The organism is Nonomuraea sp. B208, assembly GCF_057536035.1.
Genome location: NZ_BAAJOU010000028.1, coordinates 530,690 through 549,663, shown reverse-complemented (window position 1 = coordinate 549,663; position 18,974 = coordinate 530,690). Strand labels below are relative to the sequence as shown.

The following is an 18,974-nucleotide window of genomic DNA, read 5'->3' as shown; positions in this document are numbered from 1 at the left end:
GGGCGGCGCCCCCTCAAGGCGCTTCAGAGCAGGTCAGGCGGCTCAGTCGCGCGGGTCCCAGCCGTCGGTGTCGACGTCCAGGTCGAGCTCGTCGGCGATGTCGTCCCACTTGGTGAACTTGAAGTTGGTGATCTCCCGGTCTCCTTCGGCCGGCGTGTTGACGCCGTCGTGGGCGATGAAGACGCCCTCGTCGAAGTCGCCCAGCGGCACGTTGAGCACGGTCGAGCCGTCGCTGACCTCGACACCGTCGATGCCGTTGCCCGCGCCCACCCTGAACTGGCCGAGGTAGGAGTTGGCGCCCTCCCTGCGGTAGACGGCGAAGGTGTTGTCGCCCTGGCTGGAGGCCAGCAGGTAGCCCTTGCCGTCCTCGCGGTAGTAGATCGTGAGGCCCTCGGCGTCCGCGGTCAGGTGGTGGCCGCCGAAGCCCGGGTCGGCGCCGGGCGTGCACTCCTCGGTCGCGGGGTCGTAGGTGCCGGGGACGCCGTACTCCTTGACCTTGTCCACCAGCACCGGCGTGCCGGTGAGGTCGGCCCGCATCCGCCAGATGCCGACGTCCTCCTGCGCGGCGTAGAGGACGTCCCGGTCCTGGTCCACGACCATGCCCTCGACCTGCGCCTGCTCGTCAGGCTCCAGGCACGGGGTCCACGACTGACCGTTGGGGAGGGTGAACGAGGCGGGCAGGTCCAGCGTCCTGACGAGCTGGTAGCCGACCTTGCCGCCGGGCTTGGCCAGCAGCTTGACCAGGCCGATCGAGGTCTTGTGCCGGCGGCTGACCAGCGCGTACGTGCCGGTGGAGTCCTTCCACGCGCCCAGGCCGTACGCCGTCTCGCCGTCGTTGACCTGCCCCTGGCTGGTGTTGAAGACGAACGGCGCGGCCGGGTCGGTCACGTCCGTGAGGCGGCCGTTGGAGATGGAGTAGATGCGCAGGGTGTCCCGGCCGCGGTCGGAGACGATCGCGAGGTCGCGTCCGCCGAAGCCGTAGGTGACGTCGACGTTGTTGAACCGGCCGGGCTCGTCGTCGGGCCCGGGCGCGGCGGGCGCCGCGAAGTGCTGGAGCTGGCGTCCGTCGAGGTCGTAGACGTTGAGCCCGCCCTCCTTGGCCGTGGTGACCACCACGCTCCTGCCGGAGTCGGACGGGTGCACCCAGATCGCCGGGTCGTCGCCGTTGGCGTTGCCGCCCGCTTCGTCGTCGTATAAGGCGGGGGTCTCGACGTCAGGGTGCACCGTCGGGACGGTGGAGCCGGACGCTGGGACCGCCGTGCCCGCCGCGAGGGTGAACATCAAGGCTGCCAGGGTGAGCCTGGGCAGGGGACGCATTGCGCCTCCTCGTTCTGGGGAGTGATGGTGCGAAGGTAACCACTAGGTGCCAGGATTTCAACCGGTCATCCTTATGTCAGGACATAAGGACTTACAGGAGATCCAGGGCATGCGAGGCCGGCCGCCCGGCCGAGGTCTCCGGCCGGGCGGCCGTTCCGGTGCGCCGGCTAGCTCTTGTTGACGCGCCAGAAGTCGGAGATGTTCTGGCGGTTCTGCAGGTCCCCGAGCAGGCCCTTGGGGTCGGTGTGGAAGAGCTGGCCCTGCCAGTCGGACAGCCCGGCCGGGGTGACCAGCGGCTTGACCGTGCTGTTGCCCGAGATGCCGCCCTCGCCGATCTCGTGCTTGACGCCCTCTTCGGTCATGATGAAGTGCACGTACAGCTTCGCCGCGTTGGGGTGCTTGCTCTTGCTGGCGATCGCCACGTACTTCGGGTAGCTGAAGCCGGTGAAGGGCGCCATGCCCTCGCACGTGGACTGGTTGTAGCCCTTGTCCTCGTTGTTGCGGAACTTCGAGATCGACATGAAGCCGATCTTCTTGTCGGTCGCGTTCGGCGCACCGACCGCGCCGGAGATGTCCTCGTCGGAGCCGGTCAGCACCGGCCGGTTGCCGGCCAGCCGCTTGACCCACTCATAGGCGGCGCTCTTCTCCTCCGTCTTCAGCGGCTTGCCGTACTTGGCCTGGAACGCCTGCTCCAGCGCCTGGTTGCCGTGCGCGTCCAGCTGGGTGAAGAACGACAGCACGGTCGGCTTGCCCAGCGGGTCCTGCATCACCAGCTTGCCGGCCCATTCCGGCTCGGTCAGGTCCCAGATGTTCTTGACCGGGCAGCCGCCGGGCGACAGCTTGGTGTTGTAGGCGAAGACGGTGGCCTTGGACAGGGCGAGCAGCGGGTTCTGGTTCTCGGCGGGGATCTGGTCCTTCAGGTCCGAGGGGATCCAGGTCTGCGTCACGCCCTGCGGCGCGAGCTGGCCGACCAGCACGCCGCCGTCCTCGTACATGGCCGCGTCGATGGTGACGTTGTCGGCGGCGTGCTCCCTGAGCATCTTCTCGGCGGTCTGCGGGGTGTCGGACTTCACGCCCTCCATGGCGATGCCGTACTTGGCGGTGAAGGCCTTCGCCACCTCCTCGATGTCGCCGCTGGAGTCGTAGACCAGCAGGCTGCCTTCCTTCTTCGCGGCGGCGACCAGCGCCTCCAGGTCGAAGTTCGCGTCGAGAGAGGGGCCGGGCAGCGCCTTGGCGGTCGCCGTGGACGGGGCGTTGCCGGCCGTGGAAGGCGCGCACGCCGCAGCGGCCGCCGCCAGCACCGCCACGGAGATGATCTTCGCGGTACGCCTCATGATGGCGTCACTCCTCTTACTCAGCAAGGGTGAAGCGTCGCACCAGCCCCGACGACGCCATGGTGAACTCAAGATGAACGTCGCGTGAACAGTTTGTCAAGACATTCTTACGTCATATTGCCACTCTCTTATAGGCAGAAATTAGGCCCTGTCCTCACATAGTCAGGACATACAGACATCACTTACGTTCGGCCTCGTGACTTCGAAACTGGACATCGACCTCGACAGGACGAGTCCCATCCCCCTCTACTTCCAGGTGGCCGAGCGCATCGCCCACGCCATCCGGACCGGCGAGCTGGCTCCCGGCTCCTGGCTGCTCAACGAGGTCGAGCTGGCAGGACAGCTGGGGCTCTCGCGCCCGACCGTGGGCAGGGCCATCCAGTACCTGGTGGACAGGGGCCTGGTCGTCCGCAAACGCGGCGTGGGCACCCAGGTAGCGCACAGCCAGGTCAAGCGGGCGGTCGAGCTCACCAGCCTGTACGACGACCTGCGCAGGTCGGGCCAGGAGCCGAGCACCAGGGTGCTGTCCATCGGGACCGTCGCGGCCGAGGACGACGTGGCGGTCGCGCTGGGGATCGCGCCGGGCGCCGACGTGGTCCGGCTGGAGCGGGTCAGGTACGCCCGCGGCGAGCCGCTGGCCCTGTTACGCAACTGGCTGCCGCTCAGGCCCCAGTCCCCGCCGGCCCGCGTGTCGGCCGAGGCTCTTGAGGAACACGGGCTCTACGAGCTGCTGCGCTCAGGCGGCGTACGACTGCGGGTGGCCAACCAGCGGATCAGCGCCCGCGCCGCCAGCCAGGAGGAGGCCACGCTGCTCGGCGAGCGGCCGTCCTGCCCCCTGCTCACCCTGGTCCGCACCGCCTACGACGACCAGGGCGGCGGCGTGGAGCACGGCTCGCACCTCTACCGCGCCTCCCACTACTCACTGGAGGTCACCCTCGTGGAGCGATGAGCAACTTTCTCCTTATGTCAGGACAAACTGTTGACTGTTCATCTCCCGTTCATCTACAACTGGAGACCCCTGGATGAGGAGCGATCATGCGTGTGGGTCTACTGGGCCTCGGGCGGATCGGCATGTTCCATGCCGCGACCCTGTCCGCTCTCGTCGACGAGCTCGTCGTCACCGACGTGGACGGGAGCAGAGCCGAGGAGGCGGCGCGACGGCTGGGAGCCCGGGTCGGCGACCCCTTCGACGCCGACGCGGTGGTGATCACGACACCGACGTCCGCCCACGCCGAGGCGCTGCTGCGGGCCTGCGAGCTGAAGGTGCCGGCGTTCTGCGAGAAGCCCGCCGCCCCGACCGTGGCCGAGACCCTGCGGGTCGCCGCGGCGGCCGAGCGCAGCGGCACCCCCGTACACATCGGCTTCCAGCGCCGCTTCGACGCCGGCTACGCGGCCGCGCGCGCCGCGCTGCGCGCCGGGGAGCTCGGCGAGCTGCACCGGGTCCACCTGCTGACCGGCGACCCCGCGCCCCCTCCCGCCGCGTACGTCGCCCAGTCGGGCGGCATCTTCCGCGACTGCCACATCCACGACTTCGACATCCTGCGCTGGGTCACCGGCCACGAGGCCGACAGCGTGTACGCGATCGGCGCCAACCGCGGCGCGGAGTTCTTCGCCGACTCCGACGACGTCGACAACAGCGCCGCGCTCATCACCATGGACGACGGCACCCTGGTCACGCTGCAGGGCTCGCGCTACAACGGCGCGGGTTACGACGTGCGCATGGAGCTCGCGGGCACCCGCGGCACCTGGACGGCCGGGCTGGGCGACCGGACCCCGCTGCGTTCCGCCGAAGGTCTCGATCCCGCCGGGCCGCCGTGGCCGGACTTCCAGAGCAGGTTCGAGGCCGCGTACGTCGAGGAGATGAACGCGTTCCTCGCGATGGCGCGGGGCGAGATCGAGAGCCCCTGCACCGTCCGGGACGCCCTGGCCGCGCTCCACCTCGCCGAGGCGGCCGACCTGTCGCGCCGCGAGGGCCGCGGCGTGCGCGTCACGGAGGTGGCCAAGTGAGGATCGCCGCCGCCCCCATCTCCTGGGGGGTCTGCGAGGTCCCCGGCTGGGGCCACCAGCTCTCCGCCGGACGGGTGCTCGCCGAGATGGCCGAGCTCGGCCTGACCGCCACCGAGCTGGGCCCCGAGGGCTTCCTGCCCGCCGACCAGGACCTGCTCGGCCGCCACGGGCTGCGGCCGGTGGGCGGATTCGTCCCCGTGGTCCTGCACGACCCCGGCCACGACCCGCTGCCGGGACTGCGGGCCACGTGGTCCGGGTTCGAGGAGGGCACCGTGGTGGTCCTGGCCGCCGCCACCGGCCAGGACGGCTACGACACCCGCCCCGAGCTGGACGAGACCGGCTGGCGCACCCTTCTCGGCAACCTGGACCGGATCGCCGCGGAGGCGGCGCGGGCGGGCCGCGTCGTCACCCTCCACCCGCACGTCGGCACCATGGTCGAGAGCCGCCGGGAGGTGGACCGGGTGCTCGAAGGCAGCTCCGTCGCGCTCTGCCTGGACACCGGTCACCTGCTCATCGGCGGCACCGACCCGCTGGACGTCGTCGGCCGCGCCCCCGGCCGCATCGCCCACGTCCACCTCAAGGACGTGGACGCGGCGCTCGCGGCGCGCGTGCGCTCCGGCGAGCTGTCCTACACCCAGGCCGTGCGCGCCGGGATCTACCGCCGGCTCGGGCTGGGCGACGTGGACGTCAAGGGCATCGTCGCGGGCCTGACGGCCGCCGGATACACCGGCTGGTACGTCATGGAGCAGGACGTGATCCTCGACGCCGAGCCCCCGGCGGGGGCGGGCCCGGCCGACGACGTCCGCGCGAGCGTGGCGTTCCTGCGGGGCCTCGCGTGAGGCCGCCGGAGGTGCTGACGATGGGCCGGGTCGGCGTGGACGTCTACCCGCTGCAGGTCGGCGTGCCGCTGCGGCAGGTGGAGACGTTCGGCAAGTACCTGGGCGGCAGCGCGACGAACGTGGCCGTGGCCGCCGCCCGCCTGGGCCGGGACAGCGCGGTGATCACCAGGACCGGGGACGACCCGTTCGGCGCGTTCGTCCACGACGCGCTGCGCGCGTACGGCGTGGACGACAGCCTCGTCACCGCGGTGCCGGGGCGGCCGACCCCGGTGACGTTCTGCGAGATCAGGCCCCCCGAGGACTTCCCGCTCTACTTCTACCGCGACCGGGCCCCCGACCTGGAGATCTCGCCCGGCGAGCTGGACCTGACCGCCGTCACACGGGCCGGGCTGTTCTGGGCCACCGTGACCGGGCTGTCGGCCGAGCCGTCGCTCAGCGCCCATCTGGCCGCGTGGCGGGCCCGGGGGCGGCAGCCGCACACGGTGCTCGACCTGGACTACCGGCCCATGTTCTGGCCCGACGCGGCGCTCGCCCGCGAGCGGGTGCGCGCCGCGCTCGGGCACGTCACCGTCGCGGTCGGCAACCTCGACGAGGCCGAGGTCGCCACCGGGACCCGCGACCCGGTCGCGGCCGGCGCGGCCCTGCTCGCGGCCGGCGTCGAGCTGGCGATCGTCAAACAGGGCTCGGCCGGCGTGCTGGGCATGACCGCGACGGAGACGGTACGGGTCCCGCCCGTCCCCGTCGAGGTCGTCAACGGCCTCGGCGCGGGCGACGCCTTCGGCGGCGCGCTCTGCCACGGCCTGCTCGCCGGCTGGCCGCTGGAGCGCACGCTGCGCTTCGCCAACGCGGCGGGCGCCATCGTCGCGGGACGCCTGGCCTGCGCGCCCGCGATGCCCACGGTGGACGAGATCGAGGCCGCCCTGTCCACCCACTCGGAAGGAGGTCTCACCCATGCGTGAGCAGGACTACCGCAGACTGCTCGACGAGCGGGCCTGGCAGCCGGAACTGGTCGCCGAGGCGGCCGCCGCGCGCAGGCGCAGACCGCTCAGGAACGGCAGGGAACACCTGCTCATCATCGCCGCCGACCACCCCGCGCGCGGCTCGCTCGGGGTCGCCGGTCATCCCATGGCCATGCGCAACCGCGTGGACCTGCTGGACCGGTTGATGACCGCCCTGGCCAGGCCGGGCGTGGACGGCCTGCTGGCCACCCCCGACATCGTCGAGGACCTGCTGCTGCTCGGCGCGCTCGACGACAAGCTCGTCATCGGGTCGATGAACCGCGGCGGTGTGCAGGGAGCGGTGTTCGAGTTCGACGACAGGTTCACGGCTTACGACGCCGACTCGATCGCGGCGATGGGGCTCGACGGCGGCAAGATGTTGTGCAGGATCGCCCCCGAGGACGCCGCCACCGCCGCCACCCTGGCCTACTGCGGCGAGGCCGTGACCCGGCTGGCCGGCCACGGCCTGATGGCGATGGTCGAGCCGTTCTGGTCCAGCCGCCACGAGGGCGTGGTCAGGCACGACCTGTCGCCCGAGGCGGTGATCCGCAGCGTCAGCGTCGGCCAGGCGCTCGGCGCGACCTCCGCGCGCACCTGGCTCAAGCTCCCGGTCGTGGCGGACATGGAGCGCGTCATGGAGGCGACGACCCTGCCCGTGCTGCTGCTGGGCGGCGACTCCGGCCAGGACTCCGACGAGATGTTCGGCTCGTGGAGCAGGGCGCTGCGCCTGCCCGGCGTACGCGGCCTGGTCGTCGGCAGGACGCTGCTCTACCCGCCGGGCGGCGACGTCGAGGGCGCGGTCGACACCGCGCTGAGCCTGCTGGAGGCGACCGGACCCCGGCCGGTGCCCGCGGGAGGTGCGTCATGAGGCTGACCACGGCGCAGGCGCTGGTGCGCTTCCTCGCCAACCAGTGGTCGGAGCGCGACGGCGTCGAACACCGGCTGATCGCCGGCGTCCTCGGCATCTTCGGCCACGGCAACGTGGCGGGGATCGGCCAGGCCCTGGCGGAGGAGGGCGCGGGCACGGGCGATCCGCTGCCTTATTACCTGGCGCGCAACGAGCAGGCCATGGTGCACACCGCCGTCGGCTACGCGCGCACCCGGCGCCGGTTGTCGACGTTCGCCTGCACGGCCTCCATCGGCCCCGGCGCCACCAACCTGGTCACCGGGGCGGCGCTGGCCACGATCAACCGCCTTCCCGTGCTGCTGCTGCCCGGCGACATCTTCGCCACGCGGGCCGCGGGGCCGGTCTTGCAGGAGCTGGAGGATCCGCGCTCCTACGACGTGTCGGTCAACGACTCGCTGCGCCCGCTGGCGCGCTTCTTCGACCGGATCAACCGGCCCGAGCAGCTGCCCTCCGCCCTGCTGGCCGCGATGCGGGTGCTGACCGATCCCGCCGAGACGGGCGCCGTCACGCTGGCGCTCCCGCAGGACGTGCAGGCCGAGGCCCACGACTGGCCGGAGGAGCTGTTCGCCAGGCGGGTGTGGCACGTGCCGCGCCCGGTGCCCGAGCCCGCCGCGCTGGCCAGGGCCGTCGAGCTGCTGCGGGAGTCGCGGCGGCCGCTGATCGTCGCCGGGGGCGGGGTCAGGTACAGCGAGGCGTGGACGGAGCTGGCCAGGTTCGCCGAGAACCACGGCGTCCCGGTCGGCGAGACGCAGGCGGGCAAGGGCGCGCTGCCGTACGACCACCCCTGCGCGGTCGGCGCGATCGGCCACACGGGCACGCGGGCCGCCGACACCCTGGCCCGCGAGGCGGACCTGGTCATCGGCGTCGGCACCCGCTACACCGACTTCACCACCGCCTCGCGCACGCTGTTCGGGCAGGCCAGGTTCCTCAACGTGAACGTCACCGCCTTCGACGCGGCCAAGAACTCCGGCCTGATGCTCGTCGCCGACGCCCGCGCGGCCCTGCGCGCGCTCGACGAGGTGGACTGGCGGGCCGACGCGGACTGGACCCGCCGGGCCACGACCCTGGCCACCGCCTGGCAGGCCGAGGTCGGCCGCGCCTACGCGGGGACGCAGCTCACGCAGCCCGTCGCGCTCGGCATCGTCAACGAGATCGCCGCGGGCGGCGTGGTGGTCAACGCCGCCGGTTCGATGCCCGGCGACCTGCACCGGCTCTGGCGGGCGAGCGACCCCGAGCAGTACCACGTGGAGTACGGCTACTCGTGCATGGGCTACGAGATCGCCGGCGGGCTCGGGGTGAAGCTCGGCGCGCCGGAGCGCGAGGTGATCGTGCTGGTCGGCGACGGCTCCTACCTGATGATGGCCCAGGAGATCGCCACGGCCGTGCAGGAAGGCGTCAAGCTCGTCATCGTCCTGGTGGACAACCAGGGCTTCGCCTCGATCGGCAGGCTCAGCGAGTCCGTGGGCGCGCGCAGGCTCGGCACCGCCTACCGGGCGCGCGGCGCGGGCGGCGAGCTCGACGGCGCGCCCCTGCCCCTGGACCTGGCCGTCAACGCCGCCAGCCTGGGCGCCGACGTGCTGCGCGCCGACACCCCCGAGTCCCTGCGGGCGGCCCTGGTCAAGGCCAAGGAGTCCGCCAGGACCACCGTCGTCCACGTGGAGCCCGTCCCCGGCGACGGTCCGGACGCTCATGCCTGGTGGGACGTGCCGGTCGCCGAGGTGTCCGCGCTGCCCGAGGCCCGGGCCGCGCGCGAACGCTACGACGAGGCCAAACGCGACCAACGGTCCTACCTCTGATGGGCTGGACGCTGGCCTTCGCCCTGGTGGCCGTCCTGTTCGTGCTGATCAGCGGGGCCAACGACGCGGCCACGCTGATCGGGCTCGGGCTGCGGTTCCCGCACATGCCCGGCTGGGTGGCCGTCACGCTGCTCGTGACGATCCTCTTCGCGGTGCCGTACGTGCTGGGCGTGGCGGTGGCGCGGACCTTCACCGAGGGGCTGGCGGGCCTCGGCACCAGCATCGGCGCGGCGGTGTTCCTGGTCGGCGTGGTGGTCGCGATCGTGGTGGTGGCGGTGCTGACCGGCAGAGGACTGCCGACCAGCCTCACGCTGGCCGTGATCGGCGGCATCTCCGGCGCGGGGCTCGGCGCCGGCGTGCCGGTGTCGTGGGGCAGCCTGGCCGGCGTGCTCGCGATCGGGCTCTGCGCTCCCGTGGTCGGCCTGGTCCTCGGCTACCTGCTGGGGACCGCCTCCCGCCGGGTGCCGTCCTACCGGCGGATGCCCAGGCTCGTGCTGGCCGCCCACCTGGTGGCGTACGCGGCCCAGTGCACCGCGTACGCCGTCAACGACGGCCAGAAGATGATCGCGGTCGTCAGCGTGGCGCTCGACGTGGGCCGCAACGGACTCGGCGGGGTCGGGCCCGTCGCCGTCTCCCCCGCGTGGATGGCCGTCCTCGTGGCGCTGTTCCTGGCCGGGTCCCTGACCAGTCTCGACCGGGTGGGCGAGCGGATCGGCCGCGGCCTGGTCATCGCCCGGCCGCTGCACGTGCTGTCGGCCGAGACGGCGGCCACCGGCGCCGTGCTCGGCAGCTCGGCCCTGGGGAGCCCGGTGAGCATGACCCAGTCGGTGACGGCCGGCGTCGTCGGCGTGGCCGCCAGTGAGGGAAGCAGGAGGGTGCGATGGCAGGGCGTGGTGAACATGGGCACGGCGTGGCTGGTCACCCTCCCGTCGTCCCTGGTGCTGGGCTGCCTGGCCGGACTCGGGCTGAGGCTGCTGTGAGCGGCGCGAAGGGCCGCGCCGGCCGGCTCGGCAGGGTCCTGGACGACCTGCGGGGCCGGACCGGACGGCGGGTGATCGACCTGCTCCGCCGCCAGGTCGCCAGCGCGCGGGAAGGCGCCGAGCTGGCGTGCACGGCCGCGTCGGGCACGGTCGAGAGCACGCGGGCCCGCGCCCGCATGTCCGTGGTCGAGCACGAGGGCGACGAGGCGCGGGCCGAGCTCGTCCGGGCGCTGTCGCGGACGCTGGCCACCCCCCTCGACAGGGAGGATCTGTTCCGACTCTCCCGCTCCATCGACGACGTGCTCGACCAGCTCCGGGACTTCGTCCGCGAGGCCGACCTGTTCGGGCTGTCCGACCTGAGCTTCGCCGTCGAGCCGCTGCAGGCCGTGATCGACGGGCTGGACGAGCTGGAACAGGCCCTCGTGAAGATCCTCGGCGATCCGGGCTCCGTCATGGCCGCACTGCTGGCCACCAGGAAGTCCCAGAGCCGGGTGCGCCAGCTCTACCAGGCGAGGCTCACCGCGCTGTTCGCGGGGCGCCTGGAGATGGACACCCTGCGCGAACGCGAGCTGCTGTCCCGCCTGGACGCGGTGGGCCGGCGGCTCGGAGAGTCGGCCGACGCCCTCGCCGACGCGATGCTCAAGAGAAGTCACTGATGCCCAACCCCCCGAAGGAAACGCCATGGCTGTTGTGACGAAGACGGAGCCGCCGCCTCGCCCCCCGAGACGGCGCAGACTGCTCTACCGCCTGCAGGTCATGCGGCACGACCCGACGGCCGCGCTCGGCCTGATCCTCGTCGTCCTGCTGGCCTACCTCGTCGTGGCCCCGCTGTTCGCGGTGCTGTCCGACGCCTTCCGCCTGCAGTACGGCGACGAGGTGCACGCCGGCCAGCAGCCCGGCGAGTGGACCGGCTACTACCTGTGGCGGGTCTTCCGCTCCCAGATCAGCGAGCTGCTGTTCTGGGAGCCGCTGGTCAACACGCTCGTCGTCGCCGTGGGCACCACCCTGTTCGCGCTGGTGCTCGGCGGCGGCATGGCGTGGCTGGTGACCCGGACGAACGTGCCGGGGCGCAAGTGGCTGGCCGGGGCGCTGGTGGTGCCGTACATGCTGCCGTCGTGGACGTTCTCGCTGGCCTGGCTGACGCTGTTCAAGAACGAGCGGGCCGCGGGGCAGGTGGGCTTCCTCCAGGCCCAAGGCATCCGCACGCCGGACTGGCTCGCCTACGGCCCGCTGCCGATCATCGTCACGCTCGGGCTGCATTACTACCCGTTCGTGCTGCTCCTGGTGGGCAACGCGTTGCGCCGCATCGACGTGCAGCTGGAGGACTCGGCACGGATCCTGGGCGCGCCGCGGCGCGTCGTCGTCCGGCGGATCGTGATCCCGCTCATGCTGCCCGCGTTGTCGTCGGCCGTGCTGCTCGTGGTCGGGCGGGTGCTCGGCACGTTCGGCACGCCGTACGTGCTGGGGCTGCCCACCGACTACCGGGTGCTGTCCACCGGGCTGTTCCAGTCGATCCGCGACCGCAGCACCGGCGTGGCCTCCGTGCTCGCCACCGTCATCGTGATCATCGGCATCGTGATCGTCTTCACCGACATGCGGCTGATGCGCGAGCAGCGCAGGTTCGTCACCGTGGGCGGCAAGGGCGCGATGGACCGGCTGAGCGACCTGCGCCACTGGCGCTGGCCCGCCTACGCGCTCGGCATGGCGGTCTTCGCGGTGAGCGTGCTCGTCCCCGTGCTCACCCTGCTGCTGTCCACGGTGACCAGGACCCCGCTGGACCTGTCGACCTTCACCCTCGACTTCTGGATCGCCGAGAAACTCCCTGGGGCGGTCGGCTTCCCGCACGGCGTGCTGCGCGGCTCGGAGCTGTGGGAGGCCGCGTGGAACTCGGTGCGCATCGTCGGACTGGCCTCGCTGATCTGCGCCGTCGCCGGTCTGCTCGTCGGATACGTGGTGGTGCGCGGGACGGCCCCGCGCATCGCGGCCTTCCTGCGGCAGGTCTCCTTCCTGCCCTACCTCATCCCCGGCATCGCCTTCGCCGCCGCCTCGCTGTCGCTGTTCGCCGTCGCCCGCGGGCCCGTCCCCGCGCTGTACGGGACGACGTTCCTGCTCATCCTGGTCATGGCCGTCACGCACCTGCCCTACAGCTCACGCTCGGGCATCGCGGCCATGATGCAGCTCGGCAGGGAGCCGGAGGAGGCCGCGCAGATCGCCGGGGCGTCCTGGTGGCAGCGGATGCGCCGGATCATCTTCCCCATCCAGAAGGGCGCGCTCGTCACCGGGATCGTGCTGCCCTTCATCTCGGGGCTCAAGGAGCTCAGCATCGTCATCATGCTGACCACCACCGGGACCCAGCTGCTCACGACACTGTCGATCGGCCTGGTCGACTACGGCTACACCCAGCTCGCCAACGGCGTCGTCCTCATGATCGCCTTGCTCTCCTTCACCATGACCTACCTGACCCAGCGCCTCACCAAGAGCAGCCTGGCTTCCGGACTAGGAGGATAGATGCCGGACATCACCCTCAGCGCGATCTCCAAGAGCTACGGCGGCGGAGAGTTCGCGGTGAAGAACCTCGACCTCGTGGTCCCCGACGGCGCTTTCATGTGCCTGCTCGGCCCCTCCGGCTGCGGCAAGACCACCACCCTGCGCATGATCGCCGGTCTCGAACAGCCCACCGCGGGCAGCATCGCCGTCGGCGACCGGGTCCTCGACTCCGTCGAGCAGGGGATCTACGTCCCTCCTGAGAAACGCGCCATGGGGCTGGTCTTCCAGAACTACGCCCTCTGGCCGCACCTGTCGCTGCGCGAGAACGTGGAGTTCGGCCTGCGCATGCGCAAGGTGCCCGGCCCGGAACGGCGGGCGCGGGCCGAGGCGGCGCTGAAGATGGTCCACGTCGACGCCGCCATGGACCGCTACCCCTCCCAGCTGTCCGGCGGCCAGCAGCAGCGCGTCGCCCTGGCCAGGATGCTCGCGGTCAACCCCACGGTGCTCCTGCTCGACGAGCCGCTGTCGAACCTCGACGCCCGGCTGCGCCTGGAGATGCGCGCCGAGCTCAAGCGCATCCACGAGGAGAGCGGCGCGACGATCGTCTTCGTCACCCACGACCAGCTCGAAGCGCTCACCATGGCCACCGACGTGGCCGTCATGAACGAGGGCGAGCTGCAGCAGCTCGCCGCCCCGATGGAGATGTACGCCAGGCCCGCCAACCGGTTCGTCGCCGAGTTCGTCGGCAGCCCGCCGATGGCGATCGTGGACGCGGGCGCCTCCCCCGGCGGGCTGGCCGCGTCCCTGCTGCGCTTCGTCGAGTCGCGCGGCGCGCAGAGCACCCCGGCCGCCGTCGGCATCCGGCCGGAGGCGCTGCGCTTCGGCACCCCGCCCGCCGCCGCCTGGAGCGAGGAGGCGGTGGTCGAGGCCGTGCTGCCGGCGGGCTCCTCCTGGACGGTACGGCTGCGCGTCCTCGACACCGAGCTGTACGCCGTGTCCTACCAGCCGGTCCAGGCCGGCCCGGGCGACGTGCTGACCTGCTGGACCGAGCAGCTGCACCTGTTCGGCGCCGACGGCGCGCGGATCACCTCCTGGGACCGGGCGGAGGTCAGCGCGTGAACCGTCCCGAGGCGCTGCTCCTCGACTTCGGCGGCGTGATCGTCGAGACCGTCAAACGCCCGTCCTGGGCCGCCGAGCTGGCCGCCGAGGTGCACGCGCTCCTCGCGCGGACCGGGTTCGACGGGCTCACGGCCGAGGAGGTCGAGAGCGACATCCGGGCCGCCGCGCGGGCCGACAAGTACTGGAAGGACTCCACCTCCCGGCAGTTCGCCCCGGAGGAGATGACGCACCGCAGGTTCTGGGCCGAGTTCGTGGCCACGGACTGGCCCGAGCGGGCCCGCACGCTGGTGACCGTCGAGGCGACGCCCCTGTGCAAGCGCATGGGCGAGCTGCGCAGCGACCGCAAGCTCCGCACCGGCATGACGGAGCTGCTGGCCGCCTGCTGGGAGCACGGCGTCGTCCCCGGGGTGGTCAGCAACTCCCTGTCCGGGGCCGTGCACCGCGACTACATGACCGCCGCCGGGCTCGACGACCAGGTGGCGGTGCAGGTGTACAGCGACGAGGTCGGCATCCGCAAGCCGAACCCCGAGATGATCCGGCTCGCCTGCCGGTCCCTCGGCGTGGAACCCGCCGACGTCTGGTACGTCGGGGACAACTACGACCGTGACGTCATCTGCGGCGCGCGGGCCGGGGTGGGCGCGACCGTCCTGATGGTCTCCGCGAGCACCGACAAGATCCCGTACGCGGTGCGGCAGAGCCCTCAGGCCACCGTCGAGGACCCCCGCGCCCTGCTGAGACTCCTGGAGCAGACATGGATGTGAACACCTCTCGCGAGCTGGCCGACATCGCGGTCGAGGCGGCGAGGGCGGTCGGCGACCGCCTGCGCGGCGCCTTCCGCTCCCGCCCCGAGATCCAGACCAAGCGTGACTTCCACGACCCGGTCACCGTGCACGACAAGGCGGCGGAGGAGGACATCCGCGCCGTTCTGGAACGGCGCTGCCCCGACAGCGTGGTGGTCGGCGAGGAAGGCGGCACCCGCGGCGAAGGCGCCATCCGCTGGTACGTCGACCCGATCGACGGCACCGCGAACTTCGCCGCCGGCCTGCCGTTCTTCTGCACCTCGATCGCGGCGGCGCTCGACGGCGAGGTGGTGGCCGGGGTGGTCTACGACCCCGTACGCGACGACGAGTTCACCGCCTGGCTCGGCGGCGCCGTCTGCAACGGCGAGCCGATCCGCAGCGCCGGCGCCGCCACCGAGCGCGAGGCGATGCTGCTGTCGAGCTATCCCACCCCCCGCGACCTGGCCGAGGACGAGGAGGGCGCGCTGCGCCGCTTCTCGCGGATGACCCAGGCGTTCGCCGCCATCCGCCGTCCCGGCAGCGCGGCGCTCAAGCTCGCGCACGTCGCCGCCGGCTGGTCCGACGTGGCCTACGGCACGCGCGTCAACGCCTGGGACGTGGCCGCGGGCTCCCTCCTGATCGAGCAGGCCGGCGGCGTCTACATCCCGCTGTCGGGCAGCGTCTTCGAGCCGGGCGGCTACCTCGCCACCGTGGGCGGCTTCGACCTCGCGGGCTCCGTGCTCGCCGACGTCGCGGAGTCCGCGCGGGGCGGCAGCGCGGTTTCCGCGCGGGCCGGCAGCGCGGAGTCCGCGCGGGGCGACGTCGCCGGGGCGGGGAGCTCCCGGTGATCCGCTGGATCGTGACGGACCTCGACGGCACCCTCGTCGGCCGCGACCTGGCCATGGTCCCGGCCAGCCGGGAGGCCCTGCGCCGCTTCCGCGCCGCGGGCGGCGAGGTGATCCTCGCCACCGGCCGCATGGAGTGCTCCGCCCGCCCCTACTACGACGAGCTGGGCCTGGACGGGCCCGCCATCCTCTACAACGGCGCCGCGACCGTGAACCCGGCGGCGGGCGCCGTGCTGCGCTCGCGCAACCTGCCGGCGAGCGCGTGGAAGACGCTGCTCGGCCTGTTCGGCGACCTGCCCGAGGGGGTCTACCCGGTCGCGTTCTCCGGCGGGGAGGCGCTGGCCGTGCACGACGTGCCCGAGCTGCGCGAGTACGCCAGGCGGGACGGGATCACGCTGCGCGACCCCGGCGACTGGGCGGCGCTGCCGCCCGACGAGATCGTCAAGTGCATGCTCATCGGCGGCCCGTTCCCCGAGCTGGACATCCCGGGAACGGTCACGGTCCGCTCCGAGGCGACCTACCTGGAGGTGCTGTCGGAGCAGGCGACCAAGGGCACCGCCTTGCGTGCGCTGGCCGCGGCCATGGGCGTGCCGATGGAGCAGGTCGCCGCCATCGGCGACAACCCGAACGACCTCGACATGATCGCGGCGGCCGGAGTGGGGTTCGCCGTCGGCGACGGCCACCCGGACGTCGTCGCCGCGGCCGACGTCGTGGCGAGGGCCTGCGCCGACGGCGCGCTCGTGGACGTCGTGGAGCTGGCGTTCCGGTCCAACGGTTGGGCCGGGGGGAAGGGAGAGCTGTGAGGTCGGTCAGGCATTGGATCAACGGCGCCCGCGCGGACGGCGACGCCCGTTCCGCCGAGCTGTTCGACCCGGCGACCGGGGAGGTGGGCGGGCACGTCGCGCTGGCCTCGCCCGCCGACGTGGACGCGGCCGTGGCGGCCGCCGCGGCCGCCTTCCCCGCCTGGCGTGACACCTCGCTGGTCAAGCGGGCCCGGGTGCTGTTCCGCTACCGCGAGCTGATGGAGGCCCACCGCGACGAGCTGGCCGCGCTGATCTCGGCCGAGCACGGCAAGGTGCACTCGGACGCGCTGGGCGAGGTGGCGCGCGGGCTGGAGGTGCTGGATTTCGCGTGCGGGATCCCGCACCTGCTCAAGGGCGCTTTCTCCGAGGGCGTCTCGACCCGGGTCGACTCCTATTCGATGCGTCAGCCGCTGGGCGTGGTGGCGGGGGTCACGCCGTTCAACTTCCCGGTCATGGTGCCGATGTGGATGTTCCCGATCGCGGTCGCGTGCGGGAACACGTTCGTACTGAAGCCGTCGGAACGCGATCCGTCGGCGTCGCTGCTCATGGCGCGGCTGTGGAAGGAGGCGGGGCTGCCCGACGGGGTGTTCAACGTCGTGCAGGGCGACAAGGTCGCCGTGGACCGGCTGCTCGAACACCCCGGCGTCCGGGCGGTGTCGTTCGTCGGCTCCACCCCGATCGCCAGGTACGTCTACGAGCGCGGCACCGCGCACGGCAAGCGGGTGCAGGCGCTCGGCGGGGCCAAGAACCACATGCTGGTGCTGCCCGACGCCGACCTCGACCTGGTCGCCGACGCCGCCGTGTCCGCGGGCTTCGGCTCGGCGGGCGAGCGGTGCATGGCGATCTCGGTGGTGCTCGCGGTGGAGCCGATCGGTGACGAGCTGGTACGGAAGATCGTCGAGCGGGTCGAGCGGCTGGTGGTCGGGCCGGGCGACGACCCGAAGTCGGAGATGGGGCCGCTGGTCACCCGGGCGCACAGGGACAAGGTGGCCTCCTACCTGGACCTGGGGGTTCAGGAGGGCGCCACGCTCGTGGTCGACGGCCGCGACGCCCCCGTGCTCGGCGGCGGCAGGGCCGCGGAGACGCCGGGCTTCTGGCTGGGCCCGACCCTGCTCGACCACGTGCCCGTCGGCTCGCGGACGCACGTGGACGAGATCTTCGGCCCGGTGCTGTCCGTCGTGCGGGTGTCGTCGTACGACGAGGGGCTGAAGGTCATCAACGACTGTGAGTACGGCAACGGCACGACGATCTTCACCAACGACGGCGGCGCGGCCCGGCGCTTCCAGAACGAGGTCGAGGTCGGCATGGTCGGTGTCAACGTGCCGATCCCGGTGCCGATGGCGTTCTACAGCTTCGGCGGCTGGAAGGCGTCGCTGTTCGGCGACACGCACGTGCACGGCACCGAGGGCGTGCACTTCTACACCAGGGGCAAGGTCGTCACGTCCCGCTGGCCCGACCCTTCGCACGGCGGCGTGAACCTGGGCTTCCCCACGAACGCGTAGCCCGCCCGCCGCGACGTGTGGACCCCGGGCTCGGCCGGCGTGAGCCGGCCCGGGGTGTGGGCGGGGTCCGGCCGGGGGGCGCCAATCCCGTCGGCCAGGCCGCGGCCCGCGGCCCTCTTCTTTCAGGGCCGCCGCGAAGGAAGTTCAAGAAGCTCGCTGCCGGACATTCACCACGGTAAGCGGATGATCCGCAGAGAGCCATCCATTTATCCGGGGAGCCCCGCGCCCTCGACGCGGAAGCGGGGCAGCGCCTCCGGATGGTTGTCGCGCACGTAGTCGACCAGGAACTCGCGCACGTCGCACTTGAGGTCCCACGCCGAGGGCGAGTCGGCGGCGCTCATCAGGCAGCGCAGCTCGACCAGCCCATTGGGCAGCACGTCGGTGACCTGCAGCGTCCAGTCCTTCTGGTCCCACAGCGGGTTGCCCTGGAGGAACTCGTACAGCGCCTCGCGCAGCCGTTTGACCGGCACCGACCAGTCCACCCGCAGCTGGACCGCGGCCAGGACGCGGCTGCCGTGCCGGGTCCAGTTCTCGAACGGGTTCTGGGTGAAGTAGCTGACCGGCAGCACGAGCCGCCGCTCGTCCCAGAGCCGCAGCACCACGTACGTGAGCGTCAGCTCCTCGATCCGCCCCCACTCCTCCTCGACCACGACCACGTCGTCCAGCCGGAGCGCGTCGCTGAAGGCGAGCTGCAGCCCGGCGAGCACGTTGCCGATCGTGGGCTGGGCGGCGATGCCGACGACGGCGCCCGCGATGCCGGCCGAGGCCAGCAGGCCGGCGCCGAGCGCGCGCACGCCGGGGAAGGAGAAGAGCATCGCGCCGAGCGCGATCACGATGATGACCGCGGCGGCGATGCGGCGGACCAGCGCGATCTGGGTCATGATGCGCCGGGCCCGCCGGTTGCGCTCGCCCTCGATCTGCACCAGCCGGTCGAGGACGACGTCGGTCAGCGCGTACGAGGCCTGCACGATCAGCCAGGTCACCGCGGCGATGGTGAGCAGCCCCAGCACCCGGTCCACGCCCTCGGCGAGCGCCCGCTGCCGGCCCGACTCGCCGAGGATGCCCACCCCGAACACCACGTTGGTGGCCACCACGGCGGCCACCGCGAACGCCGGCCACGTGCAGCGCTCCACGAGGTGCTGGGCGAGCGCCCATTTGCGCCCGATCCTGCCGAGCACCCGCCGGACCACTTCGACCAGGAGGATGGATCCGACCACCGAGAACACGAGGATCGGCCAGTCCGCCGGATGCTGCACGCTCT

The 18,974-nt window shown here is 72.2% G+C and carries 17 protein-coding genes; 14 read left to right on the top strand and 3 right to left on the bottom strand.

Translation table 11 applies throughout. From position 1 onward, the window contains the following. Positions 1-42: 42 nt before the first annotated feature. Positions 43-1,317 carry a phytase gene (locus tag AC27IY_RS38810; RefSeq protein WP_423450626.1) on the bottom strand — a complete coding sequence of 425 codons (1,275 nt, stop codon included), beginning with the start codon at positions 1,315-1,317 and terminating at the stop codon, positions 43-45. Between the two features lie 167 nt (positions 1,318-1,484). Beyond that, positions 1,485-2,651, bottom strand: coding sequence for an ABC transporter substrate-binding protein (locus tag AC27IY_RS38805; RefSeq protein ID WP_423450627.1), 1,167 nt, complete (start codon positions 2,649-2,651; stop codon positions 1,485-1,487). 196 nt (positions 2,652-2,847) lie between these two features. On the opposite strand from AC27IY_RS38805, the gene AC27IY_RS38800 reads away from it, so the two are divergent. The 14 genes from AC27IY_RS38800 (at position 2,848) to AC27IY_RS38735 (ending at position 17,713) form a co-directional block, all read left to right on the top strand. Next, complete coding sequence (locus tag AC27IY_RS38800; RefSeq protein ID WP_423476532.1) at positions 2,848-3,600, top strand: GntR family transcriptional regulator; 753 nt, start codon at positions 2,848-2,850, stop codon at positions 3,598-3,600. A gap of 86 nt (positions 3,601-3,686) precedes the next feature. After that, positions 3,687-4,658 carry a Gfo/Idh/MocA family protein gene (locus AC27IY_RS38795; RefSeq protein ID WP_487181042.1) on the top strand — a complete coding sequence of 324 codons (972 nt, stop codon included), beginning with the start codon at positions 3,687-3,689 and terminating at the stop codon, positions 4,656-4,658. Continuing rightward, entirely contained in the window at positions 4,655-5,497 is an 843-nt protein-coding gene (locus AC27IY_RS38790) for a TIM barrel protein (protein WP_423450630.1), read from the top strand. Before AC27IY_RS38795 ends, AC27IY_RS38790 begins: the two co-directional genes overlap by 4 nt. Positions 5,498-5,517: 20 nt before the next feature. Beyond that, entirely contained in the window at positions 5,518-6,456 is a 939-nt protein-coding gene (iolC, locus tag AC27IY_RS38785; protein ID WP_487181224.1) for a 5-dehydro-2-deoxygluconokinase, read from the top strand. Continuing rightward, the gene (locus tag AC27IY_RS38780; RefSeq protein WP_423476535.1) at positions 6,449-7,363 is read left to right on the top strand and encodes a Cgl0159 family (beta/alpha)8-fold protein; all 915 of its coding nucleotides are present in this window, start codon (positions 6,449-6,451) and stop codon (positions 7,361-7,363) included. Before iolC ends, AC27IY_RS38780 begins: the two co-directional genes overlap by 8 nt. Continuing rightward, positions 7,360-9,198, top strand: a complete 1,839-nt coding sequence (gene iolD / locus AC27IY_RS38775; protein ID WP_487181041.1) for a 3D-(3,5/4)-trihydroxycyclohexane-1,2-dione acylhydrolase (decyclizing) — start codon at positions 7,360-7,362, stop codon at positions 9,196-9,198. Before AC27IY_RS38780 ends, iolD begins: the two co-directional genes overlap by 4 nt. Next, entirely contained in the window at positions 9,198-10,178 is a 981-nt protein-coding gene (locus AC27IY_RS38770; protein WP_344211748.1) for an inorganic phosphate transporter, read from the top strand. The genes iolD and AC27IY_RS38770 overlap by 1 nt, the downstream gene beginning before the upstream one ends. Then, on the top strand, positions 10,175-10,834 hold the full coding sequence (locus AC27IY_RS38765) for a DUF47 domain-containing protein (RefSeq protein ID WP_364444785.1): 660 nt from the start codon (positions 10,175-10,177) through the stop codon (positions 10,832-10,834). Before AC27IY_RS38770 ends, AC27IY_RS38765 begins: the two co-directional genes overlap by 4 nt. 25 nt (positions 10,835-10,859) lie before the next feature. Then, positions 10,860-12,686 (top strand): ABC transporter permease, encoded by a 1,827-nt coding sequence (locus tag AC27IY_RS38760; RefSeq protein ID WP_344211752.1) that lies wholly within the window; start codon positions 10,860-10,862, stop codon positions 12,684-12,686. Continuing rightward, positions 12,687-13,784 (top strand): ABC transporter ATP-binding protein, encoded by a 1,098-nt coding sequence (locus AC27IY_RS38755; RefSeq protein ID WP_344211754.1) that lies wholly within the window; start codon positions 12,687-12,689, stop codon positions 13,782-13,784. It begins immediately after the preceding gene. Then, a complete protein-coding gene (locus AC27IY_RS38750; protein ID WP_487181040.1) occupies positions 13,781-14,545 on the top strand; it encodes an HAD family hydrolase in 765 nt (254 codons plus the stop codon). The genes AC27IY_RS38755 and AC27IY_RS38750 overlap by 4 nt, the downstream gene beginning before the upstream one ends. After that, positions 14,536-15,411: an inositol monophosphatase family protein gene (locus AC27IY_RS38745; RefSeq protein ID WP_487181039.1), complete on the top strand. Its 876-nt coding sequence runs from the start codon at positions 14,536-14,538 to the stop codon at positions 15,409-15,411. The genes AC27IY_RS38750 and AC27IY_RS38745 overlap by 10 nt, the downstream gene beginning before the upstream one ends. After that, positions 15,408-16,211: an HAD-IIB family hydrolase gene (locus AC27IY_RS38740; RefSeq protein WP_487181038.1), complete on the top strand. Its 804-nt coding sequence runs from the start codon at positions 15,408-15,410 to the stop codon at positions 16,209-16,211. The genes AC27IY_RS38745 and AC27IY_RS38740 overlap by 4 nt, the downstream gene beginning before the upstream one ends. Next, positions 16,208-17,713: a CoA-acylating methylmalonate-semialdehyde dehydrogenase gene (locus tag AC27IY_RS38735; protein WP_487181037.1), complete on the top strand. Its 1,506-nt coding sequence runs from the start codon at positions 16,208-16,210 to the stop codon at positions 17,711-17,713. The genes AC27IY_RS38740 and AC27IY_RS38735 overlap by 4 nt, the downstream gene beginning before the upstream one ends. 206 nt (positions 17,714-17,919) lie before the next feature. On the opposite strand, the gene AC27IY_RS38730 is transcribed toward AC27IY_RS38735, so the two are convergent. Then, positions 17,920-18,969 carry a mechanosensitive ion channel family protein gene (locus tag AC27IY_RS38730; RefSeq protein WP_487181036.1) on the bottom strand — a complete coding sequence of 350 codons (1,050 nt, stop codon included), beginning with the start codon at positions 18,967-18,969 and terminating at the stop codon, positions 17,920-17,922. Positions 18,970-18,974: the final 5 nt, after the last annotated feature.